Origin of the sequence: Flavobacterium sp. (assembly GCF_041911335.1) — a bacterium.
Lineage (GTDB): Bacteria > Bacteroidota > Bacteroidia > Flavobacteriales > Flavobacteriaceae > Flavobacterium.
Genome location: NZ_JAYRPD010000040.1, coordinates 1 through 18,150, shown reverse-complemented (window position 1 = coordinate 18,150; position 18,150 = coordinate 1). Strand labels below are relative to the sequence as shown.

At 32.5% G+C, this 18,150-nt stretch carries 13 protein-coding genes; 3 read left to right on the top strand and 10 right to left on the bottom strand.

What is annotated here, in order from left to right; genetic code table 11:
* Positions 1-224 precede the first annotated feature (224 nt).
* The 3 genes from ACE3PD_RS06705 (at position 225) to ACE3PD_RS06695 (ending at position 5,282) form a co-directional block, all read left to right on the top strand.
* Positions 225-3,056 (top strand): AsmA-like C-terminal region-containing protein, encoded by a 2,832-nt coding sequence (locus ACE3PD_RS06705; RefSeq protein ID WP_374400802.1) that lies wholly within the window; start codon positions 225-227, stop codon positions 3,054-3,056.
* A gap of 91 nt (positions 3,057-3,147) precedes the next feature.
* Entirely contained in the window at positions 3,148-4,905 is a 1,758-nt protein-coding gene (locus tag ACE3PD_RS06700; RefSeq protein WP_374400800.1) for an aromatic amino acid hydroxylase, read from the top strand.
* A 68-nt stretch (positions 4,906-4,973) separates the two neighbouring features.
* A complete protein-coding gene (locus ACE3PD_RS06695; protein ID WP_374400798.1) occupies positions 4,974-5,282 on the top strand; it encodes a rhodanese-like domain-containing protein in 309 nt (102 codons plus the stop codon).
* A 49-nt stretch (positions 5,283-5,331) separates the two neighbouring features.
* Here ACE3PD_RS06695 and ACE3PD_RS06690 read toward each other — a convergent pair whose 3' ends face one another.
* The 10 genes from ACE3PD_RS06690 to ACE3PD_RS06645 form a co-directional block, all read right to left on the bottom strand.
* On the bottom strand, positions 5,332-5,781 hold the full coding sequence (locus ACE3PD_RS06690; RefSeq protein ID WP_374400796.1) for a hypothetical protein: 450 nt from the start codon (positions 5,779-5,781) through the stop codon (positions 5,332-5,334).
* 5 nt (positions 5,782-5,786) lie between these two features.
* Entirely contained in the window at positions 5,787-8,303 is a 2,517-nt protein-coding gene (locus ACE3PD_RS06685) for a T9SS type A sorting domain-containing protein (protein WP_374400794.1), read from the bottom strand.
* A gap of 12 nt (positions 8,304-8,315) precedes the next feature.
* Complete coding sequence (locus tag ACE3PD_RS06680; protein ID WP_374400792.1) at positions 8,316-10,661, bottom strand: T9SS type A sorting domain-containing protein; 2,346 nt, start codon at positions 10,659-10,661, stop codon at positions 8,316-8,318.
* A 66-nt stretch (positions 10,662-10,727) separates the two neighbouring features.
* Positions 10,728-11,375: a response regulator gene (locus tag ACE3PD_RS06675; RefSeq protein ID WP_374400790.1), complete on the bottom strand. Its 648-nt coding sequence runs from the start codon at positions 11,373-11,375 to the stop codon at positions 10,728-10,730.
* A gap of 2 nt (positions 11,376-11,377) precedes the next feature.
* A complete protein-coding gene (locus ACE3PD_RS06670; protein WP_374400788.1) occupies positions 11,378-13,210 on the bottom strand; it encodes an ATP-binding protein in 1,833 nt (610 codons plus the stop codon).
* A gap of 68 nt (positions 13,211-13,278) precedes the next feature.
* Complete coding sequence (locus tag ACE3PD_RS06665; protein ID WP_374400786.1) at positions 13,279-13,461, bottom strand: hypothetical protein; 183 nt, start codon at positions 13,459-13,461, stop codon at positions 13,279-13,281.
* A gap of 137 nt (positions 13,462-13,598) precedes the next feature.
* On the bottom strand, positions 13,599-14,285 hold the full coding sequence (locus ACE3PD_RS06660) for a DUF4230 domain-containing protein (protein WP_374400784.1): 687 nt from the start codon (positions 14,283-14,285) through the stop codon (positions 13,599-13,601).
* Between the two features lie 38 nt (positions 14,286-14,323).
* Complete coding sequence (locus tag ACE3PD_RS06655; protein WP_374400782.1) at positions 14,324-16,402, bottom strand: OmpA family protein; 2,079 nt, start codon at positions 16,400-16,402, stop codon at positions 14,324-14,326.
* 77 nt (positions 16,403-16,479) lie between these two features.
* Positions 16,480-17,625, bottom strand: coding sequence for a GNAT family N-acetyltransferase (locus tag ACE3PD_RS06650; RefSeq protein WP_374400780.1), 1,146 nt, complete (start codon positions 17,623-17,625; stop codon positions 16,480-16,482).
* A 66-nt stretch (positions 17,626-17,691) separates the two neighbouring features.
* Positions 17,692-17,994: a DUF1761 domain-containing protein gene (locus ACE3PD_RS06645; protein ID WP_374400778.1), complete on the bottom strand. Its 303-nt coding sequence runs from the start codon at positions 17,992-17,994 to the stop codon at positions 17,692-17,694.
* Positions 17,995-18,150: the final 156 nt, after the last annotated feature.

The following is an 18,150-nucleotide window of genomic DNA, read 5'->3' as shown; positions in this document are numbered from 1 at the left end:
TTTAGAAACCAATTCACAAGAATAATGCTTCTTTAAAACTAATTCTACGCATTCTAACTTAAATGCATAATCATACTTGACTTTTCTTTCCATAAAAATACCCCCAAATAGTGTCTAACTTTTTGGGGGCAGTCTATTTTTACTAGCTCTTTTTTTTACAAACATTTCAATTCTTACAAAAAAAATTGTAGTAATTTTGCTCTATCTCTCTACAACTATAAAAAATGGAAAACTCAAAAAAAACATTACTTGTTAAAATTTTAAAAGTAACGGGAATCACTTTTATTATTTCATTACTAATCATTGTATTCTTACCCATTATTTTTGCTGATACCATTACAGAAAAAGTAAAAGTATTAGCCAACAAAAACTTAGAAGGAGAATTGAATTTCAATGACTCAGAATTGTCGTTTTTCAAACATTTTCCTTCTTTAACTTTGACCTTACATGAATTAAATCTTAATGGTTCAAAACCGTATAAAAGTAAATCGCTAGTTTCTGCAAAGGAAATAAGTTTTGGCATCGATGTTTGGTCGGTAGTTTTTGGAAATCAAACCGAAATTGAAGAAATCTATCTAGAAGAAGCAAAAATCAACATTTTGGTTAACCAAAAGGGAGAAGCTAATTACAATATTTATAAATCAGATTCCAAAGACACAACAGCTTCGTCGGAAAGCGCTTCATTAAAATTAGAAAACATTCAAATCAATAATAGTCAGTTGGTTTATAATGACAAATCGACTAAAATTCTTATCGAAGCAAAAGGTTTTAACTACAAAGGAAAAGGCGATTTATTGGAATCTAATTTTAGCTTAAAAACTTCGGCCAGAATTGACAGTTTGAGTTTTACTTATGACAAAAGTGAATACTTAAAAAACAAGAAAGTAAAAGCGGATTTAATCACAAAAATCAACACCAATTCGCTTTCTTTTATTTTTGAGAAAAACGATTTGATCATCAATAAATTACCCGTTGAATTTACAGGTTTCTTTGATTTCTTGAAAAATGGTTATCAAATGGATTTCAAATTAAAAACCGAAGACAGCGATTTAGATGATTTATTCACTGCATTACCTGCCGAATATGTTTCTTGGATGACCGAAACTAAAATGAAGGGAACAACCTCAGCATTCTTAACTTTAAAAGGCAAATACATTGCTTCCCAAAATCTGAGTCCAGAAGTAAATTTCAACATTAAAGTGCGAGATGGTTATGTAAAACATGAAAAAGCGCCTTATCCCGTTGAAGATATTTTCTTGAATTTAGACACCAAACTTCCGAATTTAGATATCAATCAGTTAAAAATTCGTTTGGATTCGCTTTATTTTGATGTGAATAAAAATAAATTAAGCGCCATTTTGATTTCGGATGGTTTTGGGGAACAACTCAAAATTGATTCAAAAGTAAAATCAAAATTGGATTTGAGTTTTATTAGCAATGCACTTCAAATTCCGAATTTCAAATTAGCAGGAAATTTAGATGCCGATATCATTTCTAAAGGAGATTATATTAAAAAAGAAAAAAAATTCCCTGTAACTAAAGGAAAATTTGAACTTACTAACGGATTCATTCAAACCGCTTATTATCCAAAACCGATTCAAAATATTAATTTAAAAGCGAACTTAAATAGCCCAACAGGTGAATTTAAAGATGCTTCTTTTGTACTTTCTCCAGCGAATTTTACTTTTGAAGGAGAACCATTTAATTTGAATGCTTCGTTTAAAAATTTTGATGATATTAATTACGATGTTAAAGCAAAAGGAACATTAAACGTTGCCCGAATTTACAAAGTTTTCTCTCAAAAAGGATTAGATGTTGACGGTTTCATTAAAGCGAATTTGAGTTTAGCAGGAAAACAAAGCGATGCTTCAAATGGAAGAATTAGCAACTTAAAAAACAGTGGAACTCTTGAAGTAAAAAACATCAAAACTACAAGTGATTACTTGGCAAAACCATTCTTAATCGAAAACGGATTGTTCACTTTCAATCAAGACAAAATGAATTTTTCTAATTTCAATGGAAAATACGGAACATCTGATATTACCATGAATGGAAATTTAGAAAACGTCATCAATTTTGTCCTTTCGGAAAATCAAATTTTAAAAGGGAATTTCAATCTGACTTCGAATTATTTGAATGTTAATGAATTTATTCCAACCATAACTTATGAAACCGATGACGAAACTGAAAAAACAGAGGTTTCAGGAGTAGTTCAAATTCCAACGAATTTAAATATTTCCATCCAAACTAATGCTACAAAAACGCAATACGACGATATTACCATTGAAAATTTAAAAGGAAATTTAATCATTCAAAATGGTAGTTTACAACTTTCAAATAGCAGCTTAGGCATCATTGGAGCAATAGCCAAAATGGATGCTTTTTATAAAAACGAAGGCACACAAAAAGCATATTTCGATTATAAAATTAATGCTTCTGAATTTGATATTAAACGCGCTTACAACGAAATTAAAATGTTTCGAGAAATCGTAACCGCTGCAGAAAGTGCGGAAGGAATTGTAGGTTTAAATTATTTCATCAAAGGTGTTTTAAACAATCAAATGGAACCTATAATGCCCTCTTTAGAAGGAAGCGGAACCCTTTCAGTGAAGAAAGTTAAAATGAAAGGCTTTAAATTATTGAACGTCGTTTCTGCTAAAACAGAAAATCCAGACATTAAAGATCCTGACATATCTAAAGTAGACATCAAATCAACCATTAAAAACAACATTGTAACTATCGAACGTTTCAAATTCAAAGTAGCTGGTTTTAGATTACGATTTGAAGGACAAACGAGTTTAGATGGTAAATTAAACTTAAAAATGCGTGTTGGATTACCACCATTAGGCATTATTGGAATTCCAATTAAAGTTTTGGGAACACAAGAAAATCCAGATATCAAATTAGGAAGAAAATCAGAAGATTTGGAAGAAACGGAATATGTTGATGGTGTAACTCCAATAAATACAAACGAAGGTCTACCTGGACCAAAAACAGTTCCAAGTGACAGTATTCCCAAAATTGAACCGACAGTTCCTGTTGAAAAAACAGAATAGTAATATCCTATTTAGTTTTATCAAATTCGCAAAAAGTTTTCCTTCTTTGTGAAAAAGTCGTAATTTTACGTCAAACATCACAAGTAAAATTATGGAAACGCATTTTGAAAGTAATCCACTGATTGACAGATTGCCAAAACATTTAAAACAATTCATTAAACCACAAGTTTATGAGGATTATACACCCATAAATCAAGCTGTTTGGCGATATGTAATGCGTAAAAATGTCGACTATCTTTCAAAAGTTGCACATAGTTCTTACTTAGAAGGCTTGCAAAAAACAGGTTTGGAAATTGATAATATTCCAAATATGTATGGTATGAACCGAATTTTAAAAGAAATCGGTTGGGTCGCAGTTGCTGTTGATGGTTTTATTCCACCAAATGCCTTTATGGAATTTCAAGCGTATAATGTGTTAGTTATTGCTTGCGATATTCGCCAATTAGAACACATTGAATATACTCCAGCTCCCGATATTATTCACGAAGGTGCAGGTCACGCTCCTATTATTGCGAATCCAGAATATGCAGAATATTTAAGACGTTTTGGTGAAATTGGCTGTAAAGCGATTTCATCAGCTCGTGATTATGAATTGTATGAAGCCATTCGTTTACTTTCGATTTTAAAAGAAGCAGAAGATACACCGGCGGAAGAAATCAAAAAAGCAGAAGAGCAAGTGGATTTCTTACAGAATAATATGGGTGAATTATCGGAAATGTCTCGCATTCGAAATTTACATTGGTGGACAGTCGAATACGGTTTGATTGGAACCGTTGACAATCCAAAAATCTATGGTGCTGGATTACTTTCTTCAATTGGAGAAAGCTCTTGGTGCATGACCGATAATGTAAAGAAAATCCCATATGATATTTCGGCTGCCGATCAAAGTTTCGATATTACAAAACCGCAACCTCAACTTTATGTAACATCTGATTTTGCTCAATTGAGTCAAGTTTTAGAGGAGTTTGCGAATAAAATGGCATTACGAACTGGCGGTTTATCGGGAATCAAAAAATTGATTCATTCGAATGCTTTAGGAACAATTGAATTAAGTACTGGTTTGCAAATTTCTGGTGTTTTCACGAACGTTATTGAAGATGAAGGAAAACCAGTTTATGTTCAAACCACAGGAAAAACAGCACTTTCTTACAGAGAAAAAGAATTAGTAGGTCACGGAACAGAATATCATTCTGAAGGCTTTGGTTCTCCAATTGGAAAACTAAAAGGCATCAATTTAGCCATTGAAGAAATGAGTCCGAGAGATTTGCGTGCGTATGACATTTACGAAGGCGAACAAGTAACTTTAGAATTTGAAGGCAATATCAAAGTTGTAGGTGAAATTGTAACAGGAACGCGCAATTTACAAGGCGAAATCTTATTGATTAAATTCAAAAATTGTACTGTAACTCATAATGACACCGTTCTTTTCCAACCGGAATGGGGCATTTATGATATGGCAGTTGGTAAAAAAGTGATTTCTGCTTTTTCAGGTCCGGCTGATGTGAATAGTTTTGATATGATTAATCACGTTCCGTCTTCGCAAACGATTAAACAGAAAAAATCGGCTGAAAGAGAAGAATTAGAAAGACTCTATTTAAGTGTTCGCAATATTAGAGAAGGTAAACCTGCTGCGACTACTTTAAAAGAGGCATTTGCTTCGGTTTCTGCGGGACATCCAAATGATTGGTTATTATCGGTAGAGATTGCAGAATTAGCTAAAAAAGAAGGAAATTCTGATTTAGTAGATAAAGTGCTAAATCACTTGGAAAAAGTAAAAAGCAATCGTCCAGAAATTGTACATTTAGTGGATAACGGATTGGAATTGATTTTTGAGAAAGCTAACGCTTAACCAAAGTAACTTTTGTTACTGAAAAGACTTTCAATCAGCTCTATCTTTGTCAAAAAAAAGAAACAATTATGGGAATTTTAGATTTTTTAGGATTAGGAAATAAAACGAATGATGTTCAAGAATACGTTCGAAAAGGCGCTATAATTTTAGATGTAAGAACACCTGAAGAATTTAAAGACGGACACATTAAAGGTTCTAAAAATATTGCTTTACAAGTTTTAAATGGAAACATTGAAACAATAAAAAAATGGAACAAACCTATTATTGCTTGTTGCCGTTCTGGAATGCGAAGTGGTCAAGCAACTTCCATCTTAAAACAACACGGAATTGATTGCATCAACGGTGGTGGCTGGCAAAGTTTAGAGAGTAAATTATAAAAGAAAGTCCCGATTCATCGGGACTTTCTTTTATGCAGACTTTTTATCATTACTGTATCGGAATATCTGTAAAACTACCGGATAACGAGGTAACATCATTTATCCCCGAACCAGAAGTTATTGAAAATGTTCCCGTTAATTTATTGTTAGCATTGGCAGTAATTGTAACTGTTCCTGCACTTCCATTCCACATTCCGGTTGTTCCTGGTTTTAAATAGGCAAAAAAGTTAGTGGTATCGTCAATAGTGTAGCTTCCTACGGCCAATGATGTTAAATTAATTTCAATAATGGTATTACTGTTGTTTACCGCAAAAATAGATTTGTACTGATTGCTGGCATAAGGCGAAGACACCGAAGTCATCGTTGTACTTCCGTTTTCAGCATACAAAAAACCATTGGTAGAAGGATTTTGGTTTGAATTGTTATCGTCACTATCACTAGAACAAGAAAGTAAAGTAATAGACAAAATAAGCATTAAATACAATTGAATTTTTTTCATACGATTTAGTTTTTAATTAATTTAAAGGTTTGATTTTTATTTATAAGAGTACTTATATTCACGAAATAAACACCTGTTTTCAAGTCCGTCACCTCTATTTCTGTTGCCATGGTTTTAGGTAAAACACTTTTTAACTTACGACCATTAACATCGTAAATCTCTACAGACTCAATTCTTTCTGCTGCATTAATATAAAATTGAGTAGTCGTTGGATTTGGATATACCTGAATTTGATTTGCAACAAAATTATTGTCCTCAATTCCTAAAGCCGATTGATTTAAAACTCCAAAAGGCGAAAAGCTTGAAATATTAGTGGCCGAAATGGTATAAGGATTTGTTCCTGTTACGGCAGAAGAAGTTTCACCGTTCCAGGTTGCATTGTAAAAATGTCCAACTGCAGCTGTATTGCGATTAAACAATCCGTTTTCTTGCGCTTGATTCCAAGTGAACGAAACATTTACATTACTACCACCAGTTACTGCTTCGGAGATGTTCCATGTGGCATTTACTGCGCCACCTGAAGCATTGGAAATTCCGTCCTGAACGTTAACCGAAAAAGTATCGGAAGTTCCAGTGTTTTCAATAGTAATTGGATTATAATTAGTGGCGGTTCCAATAGGTAAAGTGATGGTTGCTCTTTCAGTGTTCAAATTAGAAATTGCTACTTTTCCAGTGTTGTTTGTAACAATATAATTTGCAGCACTACCATTCGTAATGAAAGATTTAGTTCCTAATAAATTAAGATTATTAGTGTTTAAAGTAATTTTTTCACCTAAAGTAAGTGCGCCGCCAATATTTAGCCCCCCTGCTACTACATTTATAGGTGAATTAATAAATGCATTCCCCGCATAAGCATTAGCTTGTATTTCAACATTAAAACCCGCAGGAACAGTAACTAAATCAGTTGCTCCCGGTAAAGCCCCAGCATTCCAATTTGCAGAATTATCCCACTTATTATTTACCGAATTATTAAACGTATAATTTCCAAAGAATTTGTACAGATTCTTTGTTCCTGTTGAATTATCAGCAATAAAATACATACTATCTCCTAGAACAAAAAAGTTTCTTGGTTTTGATGAATTAGAAAGAGTATAACCGGAAGCACTTACCGAACCCGTATAAATATCCATAAAAAGTCCTGTATTTGCTATAGTTCCATCAGAACGCCACATTTCGATATTATCAGCAACCGTATTACCAAACCAAATTGCGGTACCATTAGCCTCTTTAAAATACAAACTATTATTGTACACAACCATACTCGAATGATTGTTATTGATATTCGAATTCGAAACAACATAAGTTCCTGAATTGGTACCATCTGAATAGACCATTCTAAATTGTGATGGAGATTGTAAAAACTCTTCAAAAAACACATGTCCGTTTGCTATATGCACTTCATCTACTAAATAATTGGATGCATCACGAATTTTCTTGGTGTTTGATAAAGTACCATCGGTTACCCAAATTTCAGTGGATTGATTATTAGCAGGATCTTGTTTTAAATTAAAATAAAGTTTTTCACCATCGTTAACAAAATCAAGAACATTTCCATAATAAGGTTTTTTAGAGTCAAATCCGGCAGCTGTTTCCATAAAAAGTGTTGTACCCGCAGCAGTTCCGTCGGATTGCCAAATTTCATAATTTTGCTGATCAAGGGTTGGACCAAGATTATTAGTAGCCCAAAATAAAAATTTTCCGTTTAATGGTTTGCTAAAAATGGATCCTACATACCAATTAACCGCAGTGGGATTTATCTTTATTGTTCCTGTCTGAGTACCATCCGTTTCATATAAATACCCACCATTTGACAATGTCGCTTGACTTCTGCCTCCAAAAAAATATTTATCATTCAGTTTTGTACCTCCAAGTGCGCCACCAAATATTTTTTCTCCGTTTGCTGTTAAAAGTGGTTGTGTACCCGCAACTGTACCGTCCGTAACCCAAGCAATCTGATTGTTATATGTCACATTAGCAGCATCCGGATCATAGGCTGTGAAAATTAATTTATTGCCCACAAAATTAAAGTTATATGGGTTTGTACCAAAAGCATCTCCAAATAACTGAATAGGAATTACAACACTATAACTAATATAAGGTGTTGTTTTAGTGAGTAATTTTATCGTACCAGCAGTTGTGCCATCGGTTACCCAAAGTTCTGTGGTAAGCTCTGTAGGCAACCCTCCCGTTGCAGGATTTAAAAATTGAGATCTTAAAAAATAAAACAAATTTGTTGTTTGATTGTAAGAACCAACAGTACTATGATTTCCATTTCCTGTAGTGTAAATAGCTCCTAAATCTTTGATTAAAACTGTTCCGGCACTAGTTCCATCAGAAGCATACAATCTGCAATTTTGTGTTGACGTACTGTTAAAATAATAGACTCTCCCATTAAAAATCTGATTGTATTCTATTTTATCTGATTTTGGCACTTCATCGTTGGTCAGTGCTTTTACTAGCGTTACTTGCGCATTACAATGGAATGCCCCAAAAACCAGTAAACTAAAAATTAAATTTTTCATCTTTAAAATGATTTATTGTTTTAAAATTTTCCCCCTAGAAAGTTTCGTTCCGTTAGTATCTTTTATTTCATAAAGGTAAACTCCACTTTCAAGTATTGGGTTTGATAAAAGGTTATTTCCTGACAACAAAGCCGTTGAAGAAACTAATCTTCCCGATACATCATAAAAACTTATTATACCTTTTTCATGTGTTAAAATAAAAAGGTTCTCTGTAAATGGATTGGGATATACTTTAATTTGATCCGTAACAAAATTATTGTCCTCAATTCCTAAAGCCGATTGATTTAAAACTCCAAAAGGCGAAAAACTCGAAATATTAGTTGCCGAAATCGTATAAGGATTCGTGCCTGTCACGGCAGAAGAAGCTTCACCGTTCCAAGTTGTGTTATAGTAATGTCCGACCCCTGCTGTATTACGATTGAATAATCCGTTTTCTTGCGTTTGATTCCAAGTGAACGAAACATTTACATTACTACCACCAGTTACAGCTTCAGATATGTTCCATGTGGCATTTACTGCGCCACCTGAAGTATTGGAAATTCCGTCCTGAACGTTAACCGAAAAAGTATCGGAAGTTCCAGTGTTTTCAATAGCAATCGGACTGTAATTGGTTGCTGTTCCGATAGGCAAATTCACTTGTCCTCTTGTTGGTTTTAGATTTTCTACATTTACCGTTCCTGCACCATTTGTGGCGAGATAATTTGTAGCATTTCCGTTTAGGACTGTGGCATTTTCCCCTTTAAGATTTATATTATTTGCATTCAAGGTAACGGGTGCGTTTAAGTTTAAGTTTCCTCTGAAGTTCAAATTACCAGTCGTTAAATTTAAAGGAGAACTTACGCTTAGGTTATTGGCAAAAGCATTCGCATCAACATTTACATTAAATCCGGAAGGAATGATTGCGTCTTCCGTTAGCAATGGTGTTGTCCCGGCATTCCAATTTGAACCATTACTCCAATTGTTGTTAACCGAATTGTTAAAAGTAAAATCGCCATTAAATTTATACAACTTTAAACCACCGCCATTATTAGCAAAAAAATACAAATCGTTGTTGATTTCAAAATACCCAAATGGCGCTGATCCCGCTACTCCTGGGTAGATGTCAAACGTTTTCACGGTTTGGAACCCATCGCAACGCCAAGGTTCAAAGCCATCCGATCCAAATGTCGCAATACCAGAACTAAACCATAGTGTGTTTTTAAAATTATAAAAATTTGAAAACTGATTGTAGGCCAGATTTTGAGAAATTACAGAACTACCTCCTGGCTGATAATTACTCTTAAAAAAAGTTTTTTGCGATAGATTGTAAATATAAATAGATTGTTGGGTCATACCAAAATCAAGGCCACTTTGCTCATCTATGACATCAAGATTAGAAAGTTGTACCGTACCCGAAGACGTACCATCGGTTTTCCATAACGTGATTTTATAACTCCCGGAAGTCATTAATTGTTGGAATAAAACGCCACCCGGTACTTCTTTAAACATTAAATCTTTTAAAACATAATAATAATCTGTTCTTGGTGAAGTATTTGCAATTATATGAGTTCCCGCTGTGGTACCATCAGAAATCCACGGCTCCATTCCGTTAGTAGCATCATAACCTATAAAAATAAGTTTCCCGTTATAAGCAACCATAGTATTGTACACATAAACGATAAGCCCCGCAGGAAGCGGAATATTAACGGTACCCGCATCCGTTCCATTAGTTCTCCAAAGTTGTCCTGAACCCGTGAAAAAGTAAACATCACTGCCTAATCGGGTAAAACCATCCATTGGAGTATTTCCGGCTCCAGCTGTCATATCTTTCACCATAACGGTTCCGGAAACGGTTCCGTCAGATTTCCATAATTCATAACCGTTTGCGGTAGTAAATCCGGCAAAAAACATTTCGTTTCCTAAGATGGAATTGTTGCGATATTCAGAGATATCACTTCCTAAATTAAGCGGATATGAAATGGTAGCATCGAATTTTTTCAGCAAAAAAGTTCCGGCCGCTGTTCCGTCAGAACGCCATAATTCGTTATGAAGGGTATAAGGAGAATAAGAATCGATAACATCCACCTGAATGTAGAAAAAATCCTGTGCTGGAATGATTTTAGAGATTAAAGTTGAAACGCCCGCCACCGCCAAATCTTTCACCAAAAAGGTGCCGGCATCAGTTCCGTCAGTAACACCTAGTTTTGCGGTAGTTCCTGCATTAAAATAAAACTTATTGTTCCATTTATTGTTTTGCCAGAAGGCTTGTTTGTCTGATGTAGGTGTAATGCCTGCCGCAGCAACATCTTTAACCATTGTAAGTTGTGCTTTTGCCCAAAAACTTAACAGAAGAAAGGTTACAAAGTAAATTTTTTTCATATCGTTACATATTTTCATCAAATATCTAACGAATTAAAAGGCAAGAAAATAAGCCGATTGCCGTATTTAAATAAGCTTGTTTTGCTTGGCTTTTTGCAGCATTTCGATTCGATTATGGGCTTGTAGTTTTCGGTAAATATTTTCGATATGCTTTTTGACCGTAAAGAAGGATAAAAACAAGTTTTCTGCTATTTCTCTATTCTTTAATCCTTTACTTAATTGTTCTAAAACTTCTATTTCGCGAGTGGTAAGTTCGACAATTTCTGTTGCTTCGGAGGATTCAAAAACTCTTGGATTTTTTAACAATTGCAGCGTTTTCAAAGCAATCGAAGGAGACATGACAGCACCGCCCGCTAAGGTTTCCTGAATAGCCTGATGTATTTTTTCTGCTTTGGTTTCTTTTAGTAAATAACCATCAGCTCCTGCTTTTATGGCGTTAAAAACATTATCATCGTTATCAAAAACGGTAATCATTACAATTTTAATTTGTGGATATTTAGATTTGATGATTTCCGTTGCTTTAATTCCGTTCATTACTGGCATTTCGATATCCATTAGGATTAAATCTACCACATGATTTTTCTCTAAAATAGCGATTGCTTCTTCTCCGTTTTGAGCTGTATCTTTAATAACAATATCTGAAAAATTAGACAGTTTTTCTTCCAATGCTTTTTGCAAAAAGAAATTGTCTTCCACTAAAATTACTTTAATCATAATTACAATTTAACCGTGATGGAATAATTAGTTCCTTTTTTTTGATTAGATTCAACCTGTAACCTTCCGTTTACTTCTTGAACTCGATTTTGGATGTTAGTTAACCCAAATGATATTTTCTTTTTGGATTCGTAATCAAAACCAATTCCGTTGTCTGAAATTTTAATTTGCAATTCATTTTCTATTTGAGAAATTGAAACCGAAATATCTTTTGCATTAGCATGTTTAATAGCATTGTTCACAATTTCTTGAAGAATACGATACAAATTAATGGCTTGTTTTGAAGACAACTGAACATCATTTTGAATATCAAAATCAAAATGAAAGCTTATCGTATCAACTGATTCAGAAGCATCTTTTATAAAATTGGTCATTCTGGATTTTAATTCGGACAAACTCAATTGTTTAGAATTTAAAACCCAAATTGTGTCACGCAACTCGGAAATGGATTTGTTGGCAAAATTAGTTAGCGTATCTATTTTTCTATCAATAGTTTCGTCAAACTGAACGGAAGAATTTTTTAAATTATCTAAAATCGAAATGATAAAGGTTAATTGCGATCCCACATTATCATGCAATTCTCGTGAAATTTCCAAACGTTGTTCCTGAATTTTATAATTGGATTGTTCTTCTAATAATTTATTTTCTAATTCTAATTGCTCTTTTTGTAATTTGGCTTTTGCTCTAAAATTTCGAAACAGAATTAAACCGATGATAACAAAACTTGAAATTAGGAGTAACCAAATGTTTTTTTGCTTCACTTCGGCTTGGTGTTGCAAAATTTGCTTTTCTTTTTTTTCGGTTTGGTATTTCGTTTCTAGTTCGGCAATTGTTTTGTTTTTTTCAGCCGTATAAATCGAATCTCTTAGTTGAATGTAATTCTCTTGCTCTTCAATTGCCTCGGCAAGTTTATTGTATTTTTTGTTGAAAATTATCTTTTGCTGATAATAATCTCTAAGTTTTTCAGGCGATTCAGATTTTTTTGCATATTTAAATGCCAGATCAAAATATCTTTTTGCTTCTTCATACTGATTCAATTCAGCAGCAATTGTGGCTAAATTTGTATAGCTGGTAGCATAACTATAATCTGTATATAGGCTATCATTATTTTTTACTCTAAAATCAATAATTTTAACGGAACGTAAAAGCCATTTTTGGGCTTCTTTAAATTTTTTCTGTTTTAAAAGTGTATTTCCTATGTTGTTGAATGTGCTATGAAGCAGTAGTGTGTCTTTACCTTTAATATATTTGAGATTTTGTTTGTGATAAAACAAAGCTTCTTCTGGTTTATTCCAATCATCATAGTTGATGGCTGTTGCATTAAAAGAAGATCTAATATCTTCTGCTGAAACTCCTTTTTTATTTAAAAAGTATTGAATCGCTTTTTTTCCGTAATAAATTCCTTTTGGGTAATCTTCAAAATCATGATAATCATAAGATAATCCGATATAAAAATTTCCAATCCAATTTTGTAAATTGTGTCTTTCTGCTAATTTTAGTCCAGAAATTCTATTGCGTATTGCATTTTCGTATTGTCCTTTGTCATTATATGCTCTACCTAAATTATTGTAAATTGTGATAATTGAGTTATAATTTTTGGTGTCTTTAAATTTTTTCAAAGCCTTTTTCCCATAATAAATAGCGCTGTCAGATGCCCCGAAGTCGGTATGAAAAGCATTTTTACAAAAATAATATTCCGCTTCATCAACATCATTCTTAATTGCTTTTTTAGCTTTTTTAAAATAATATTCAGAAGAATCTTTAGAAGTAAACGCTTTTACCAAAAGCTCTTTGTTATTTTGAGCTTTAACAGTATAGCTAACAATAAGAATCAAAAAGAAAAATAGTTTTTTCAACATAGGTCTCGAATAATATTAACTAAATATAATCTTTTTTTTAAATATTATCTGAGATGCTTTTTTACTATTAAATTGTGCAAATACAAAAAGTCTTTCGTAATCTGACTCATTTTTTTTGAATCAAAATATTCTGCATTTTTCTTATCCTGACATATTAAGTTTTTTTCTTTCAATTCTTCAATTTTTATCTGAATTTCCATAGACTTGCGCTTATAATCTTCTTCCATTTTAAAAAATTTGAAAGTTAAAACTATCACTATTAAAACAACTGGAACCAGAATAAAATAGCAATTTTCCATAGTCATCTATTTTTAGACAAAAATGAAAAATTGTAACAAGTCAAACAATTAGCCGAAAAGCGTATTTAATTGATTATTTTTAACTCTATGTCTTTATCGGTTTTCACTTCTCTGCCGTCATATTTTAATGTCCAACCCATAGTATTGGTTAGAATTAATATTTTTGACAACTCGCTCAATAAACGATTTTTAGCATTTGATTTCAGACTCGATTTTTCAATTTTCTTAGTCAATTCAGCTTTAACCTTTTTGTTTATTTTATTGTAATCTTGTGCGTTAAACGGATTAAATCTACTTTGATTAACATCGTAAAAATGCAAATCTTGATTGATTTTTAATTCCGGTTCAGGAATGTTTTTCAATGTTACCGTTTTATTATTTTCATCAATTTCATATTGCAACTGACGCAAATCATACATCACTAAAACATCGGCATTAGCTACAATCAAGGCCTTTTTCTCAAAAGTAATGAAATCCATAAAATACTTTTGCTGGTCTTTATAAGTAATTACTTCTGCATAATGACCTTCGGTAACGACTAATTTTCCAACATTTTTAATTTGTTTTTCAATTAATGCCGAATTGTATTCAACCGTTGAAGATTCGCTGCTTTTAGTAAAAAACTGATACGCTAAAAACCCAACAATCAAAAAAATCAACAAATAAATTAACTTTCCCGAACGCCCAATCGCTTGCACTAATGGAATAAGCATATTTTTTATTGCGGTTTCGGAAGAACTTGTTCGTGCCATGATTTAAATTTTACACGAAGATAGAAAAGTTACCTGAATTATTTTTCAAGAATTACAAACTCTACTCTTCGGTTCAATTGTTTGCCTTCATCGGTATCGTTTGTTGCAATGAATTTTGTTTCTCCATATCCTTTTGCAGACAATCTGTCTTTTGCAATTCCTTTTCCTAACAAGTAATTCATAACGGCATTAGCACGATTATTTGATAATGTTAGATTATCTGAATCTGCTCCAACAGCATCAGTATGACCTGAAATTTCAATCTTCATTTTTGAGTTTGATTTTAAAACTTGAAGTAATTTATCTAACTCACCATACGATTCTGCTAACAATTCGTATTTTCCTGAAGCAAAGAAAATATTGTTTAATCGAATGATTTCTCCTTTTTCTATTGGATTCAAATATAAATCCACTTCGATTTCTTTATAGTCTTTTAAATCTGATAAATCAACGTTTTGGGTAACCGCGTAATACCCCTCTTTCTCCGCCATAAAACTGTATTTTTCGCCATAAGGTAATACGATAGAATAACTTCCAGTTGATGGGTCTGAAACAGCAGTTCCTAACTCTTTATTTGTTTTAAGTGCATTGTAAACAATTGGAGCACTCATTACTTTTTTCGTTTTACTATCGTATACTTTTCCTTTAACCAAAGCAACTGGGTCTTGTTTTACGGTATTGTCAATTTCCCAAATATCTCTTTCTCTACCAACGTAAGCTTTGTCTCCTTTAGCAGAAAGAAAAATACTCAATTCATATCCTGACGAGTTTATTATTTTACCTAAATTCTCAGGTTTTGACCAATTGGTCCAAGTATCATCTAATCTTTTTGTTACAAATAAATCAAAGTATCCATATCCAGGATGCCCTTTACTTGCAAAATAAAGTGTTTTACCATCTGATGCTAAGAAAGGATTCGCTTCATCATCAAAAGTATTTACAACATTTCCTAAACTTTTAGGTTTAGAGAATGTGCCGTCATCTTTAACAAAACTCACGTAAATATCCTTTTGCCCTAGCCCGCCCGGACGCTCTACAGTCATTAATAAGTTCTTATTGTCATTAGACAGAAAATAACCTACGTAATTATTCGTATTAATGAAATCCTCAATTACAACATCTTTAGGAATTTCCCAACCCGATTGCCCCTTTTTAGCAATTGAAACTCCACCACCATTAGACGAAACACCATCAGTAGCATATTTATTTCCTAACAATAAAGTATTATTATCTGGTGAAGAAGAAATGACAAAATTATTATCGCGATTATTTAATGGTCTTCCAATGTTTTTGGCTTCTGTCCACTTTCCATTTTTATCTTTAATTGAGTACCAAATATCGTCTTTAGGTGTTTCAATATTTGATGGATTATCTTTTCTATCAAAATATAAGATGTTACCATCAGCTGAAATTACCGGATTTGTCTCTTCAATATTAGGACTAGATACGGTTTCTGGTAATTTTACCATTTTCAAATTTGGATTAAATTCTTTCACTACATTAATTGAAAAAGGATGTTCCGTTATTTTTAATTCCTCAACCTCAATAGTAACTCCAGCATCAACAATAAAACCAAATGAAGTCCCGTAAAAAGAGTTATCACCCGTTTGATGCTCTAAAACTCCGTTAATATATACTTTAAAAACATTAGCTCTCTTTTCAACTTTTACTTTGTTTTTTCTTCCTTTTCCTTCCACGTTTTTTGAAGCCGCCCATTTTTTACCATAATGAAATCCCTTACTATAGTAATGATAAATTTGTAATTGTTTATTTGCCGATAATTGTACTACACGATAATCAGAATTATTATTATACATTCCCCAAACTAATCCATAAGTAGCGAATTCATTCGGTGTTTTATCCAATGTAATAGTTGTTTCAACATCAAAATCTATTGCGTCTGTATTTTGAGTAATTGAAATATAGCGCCACTTTGAATTAGTAGCATGTTTATTTTCTAAAATTAATTTTCCATCATCTACCTTTGAGTTAAAGCCATCACCATTATAGGCCCAATTATTTTTGTCTTCATCAAATGTATCGTGAAAAATTACTGTTTGAGCCAATGCAAAACTCGTAACAAAAAACAGCGTTAAAAAAGTAAAAGTAAATCGCATATCGTAAATATTTAATTATTAAAACTTTACAAATATAAATTTTTAGAATTAAGCCTATATACGTAATATGCCCTATTTTATTTAAAAGGGTGACGCTGTTTCCAATGTAGTTCTGGCTCTAAATTTCTGAAGATTTTACCAATAAATCGATTGATTAATTTATTGTTGTGATAGATGAAACCGGACATTTGAACAGGTGTTGCTCCGATAGAGCTTTTAATTTCTAGAGCTGTTCTACCAAAAATAATACGTTTAAATCCGTTTTCAATTCCATATTCGGTCATGTTATACAACATATTCAAATACAACATATTTTCTTTTTGAATGTGATCGTTATAACCTAAAAAATAGGTTTCTAAAGTTTCATCATTCAAAAGTAAGGTATGAAATCCGACTAGTTCATCATTTAGAAAATAACCAAAAATTTGGAAACGATTTCCACATTGTCCTTTTAAGGTAGAAAAGTGATTTTTAGACAAGAAAAACGTATTGAAAGGTGCATTTTTAGCTACATAATGATACAATTCATATATCTTCTCTTCATTTTGAAGTACTTCATCGTAAGAAAGATTCTTCATTTGAATACCATCGAACTTTTTACGAGCTCTTTTAAATTGGTCGCGGTATTTTTTGGAAAGTGCAGCTACATAATCATCTAAAGATTTCCAATTTTGATCCAAATAGAAAATCATATTCGGTTGCGTATTGAATTCGTATATATTGGAAAAACGGTACTTTTTTAACTCTACCGAACAATGGTCATAAAAATCTTTGAAGGAAACTAAGTGAATTGAAATTCCTTTTTTCTTGAAGTACAACGTTATTTCATCTGCGATTTGTATAAGAATTTCACTTATATGATTGAAGTCGATTTCCTTTGAAAAAACATAGCCATTTTGACCTGTAATCATGTTATTCCCAAGAAACAAAGTATGAGATGCAAAATTTTTGAATATAAAATTTCGGATAATGGTTTTAAAACATTTATCGCGTTCTCCAAACGATTCTAATTTATTCAAATCTAAATATTGCGCCAAAGAAACGCCAATCAATTCTGAATTTTCAAAAATTCCAATATAAAAACATTCCATATTTACAGGAGCAGATTTCTCTAATACTGTTAAATATGGTGTTTGAAGAAAAACGTTACTTTGAGCTACAACATCCCAAAGCGCAGGCAATACTGCTACCGAATTGTATATTTTAAATGAAATTTTGTCCAACTTGAAAAATAAAATCGCTCCACAAATGTAGAGCGATTCCTATATAATTAAATGTTAAAATTCAATTTATTTCCAGCCACAAATGATAGCCCCCATTAAGGTCATTACTACAATCCAATAACCAGAAGTTACAGCTGCGTATTTAAATGATTTTTGTTCGAACAAACAATTCGTAGCCACCACTGGTAAACCAATAAATAATCCAGCCATGAATCCATGCAAAGCACCATGCTTAAAAGTTCTGAAGGCATCTTGATAATCTGCCATAAAAGCTGTATAAGAAGGTAATGCTTTTGTTTCATCTCCTCCAACCATTCCTAAAGCACCAAATTGGTGAATCGTTATTGGCATCATTATAAAAGCTAACATAAAAGCTGTAAATCGTCAGCAAAAAGTGGACTGATTTAGTTCAAAACTAAGAGAGTGTTTTCAAAAATTATTAACTTTGAAATAGTATGAAAACACCTAAGAAAAAAACAGCAGAGAATTTCATTAAAGACATTCGTAGAAATACACGAAGAATCT

Excerpts from the sequence above, each read along its gene's own strand:
- ACE3PD_RS06705 (WP_374400802.1), top strand. The coding sequence starts at position 225 with ATGGAAAACTCAAAAAAAACATTACTTGTTAAAATTTTAAAAGTAACG.
- ACE3PD_RS06700 (WP_374400800.1), top strand. The coding sequence starts at position 3,148 with ATGGAAACGCATTTTGAAAGTAATCCACTGATTGACAGATTGCCAAAA.
- ACE3PD_RS06695 (WP_374400798.1), top strand. The coding sequence starts at position 4,974 with ATGGGAATTTTAGATTTTTTAGGATTAGGAAATAAAACGAATGATGTT.
- ACE3PD_RS06690 (WP_374400796.1), bottom strand. The coding sequence starts at position 5,781 with ATGAAAAAAATTCAATTGTATTTAATGCTTATTTTGTCTATTACTTTA.
- ACE3PD_RS06685 (WP_374400794.1), bottom strand. The coding sequence starts at position 8,303 with ATGAAAAATTTAATTTTTAGTTTACTGGTTTTTGGGGCATTCCATTGT.
- ACE3PD_RS06680 (WP_374400792.1), bottom strand. The coding sequence starts at position 10,661 with ATGAAAAAAATTTACTTTGTAACCTTTCTTCTGTTAAGTTTTTGGGCA.
- ACE3PD_RS06675 (WP_374400790.1), bottom strand. The coding sequence starts at position 11,375 with ATGATTAAAGTAATTTTAGTGGAAGACAATTTCTTTTTGCAAAAAGCA.
- ACE3PD_RS06665 (WP_374400786.1), bottom strand. The coding sequence starts at position 13,461 with ATGGAAGAAGATTATAAGCGCAAGTCTATGGAAATTCAGATAAAAATT.
- ACE3PD_RS06660 (WP_374400784.1), bottom strand. The coding sequence starts at position 14,285 with ATGGCACGAACAAGTTCTTCCGAAACCGCAATAAAAAATATGCTTATT.
- ACE3PD_RS06655 (WP_374400782.1), bottom strand. The coding sequence starts at position 16,402 with ATGCGATTTACTTTTACTTTTTTAACGCTGTTTTTTGTTACGAGTTTT.
- ACE3PD_RS06645 (WP_374400778.1), bottom strand. The coding sequence starts at position 17,994 with ATGTTAGCTTTTATAATGATGCCAATAACGATTCACCAATTTGGTGCT.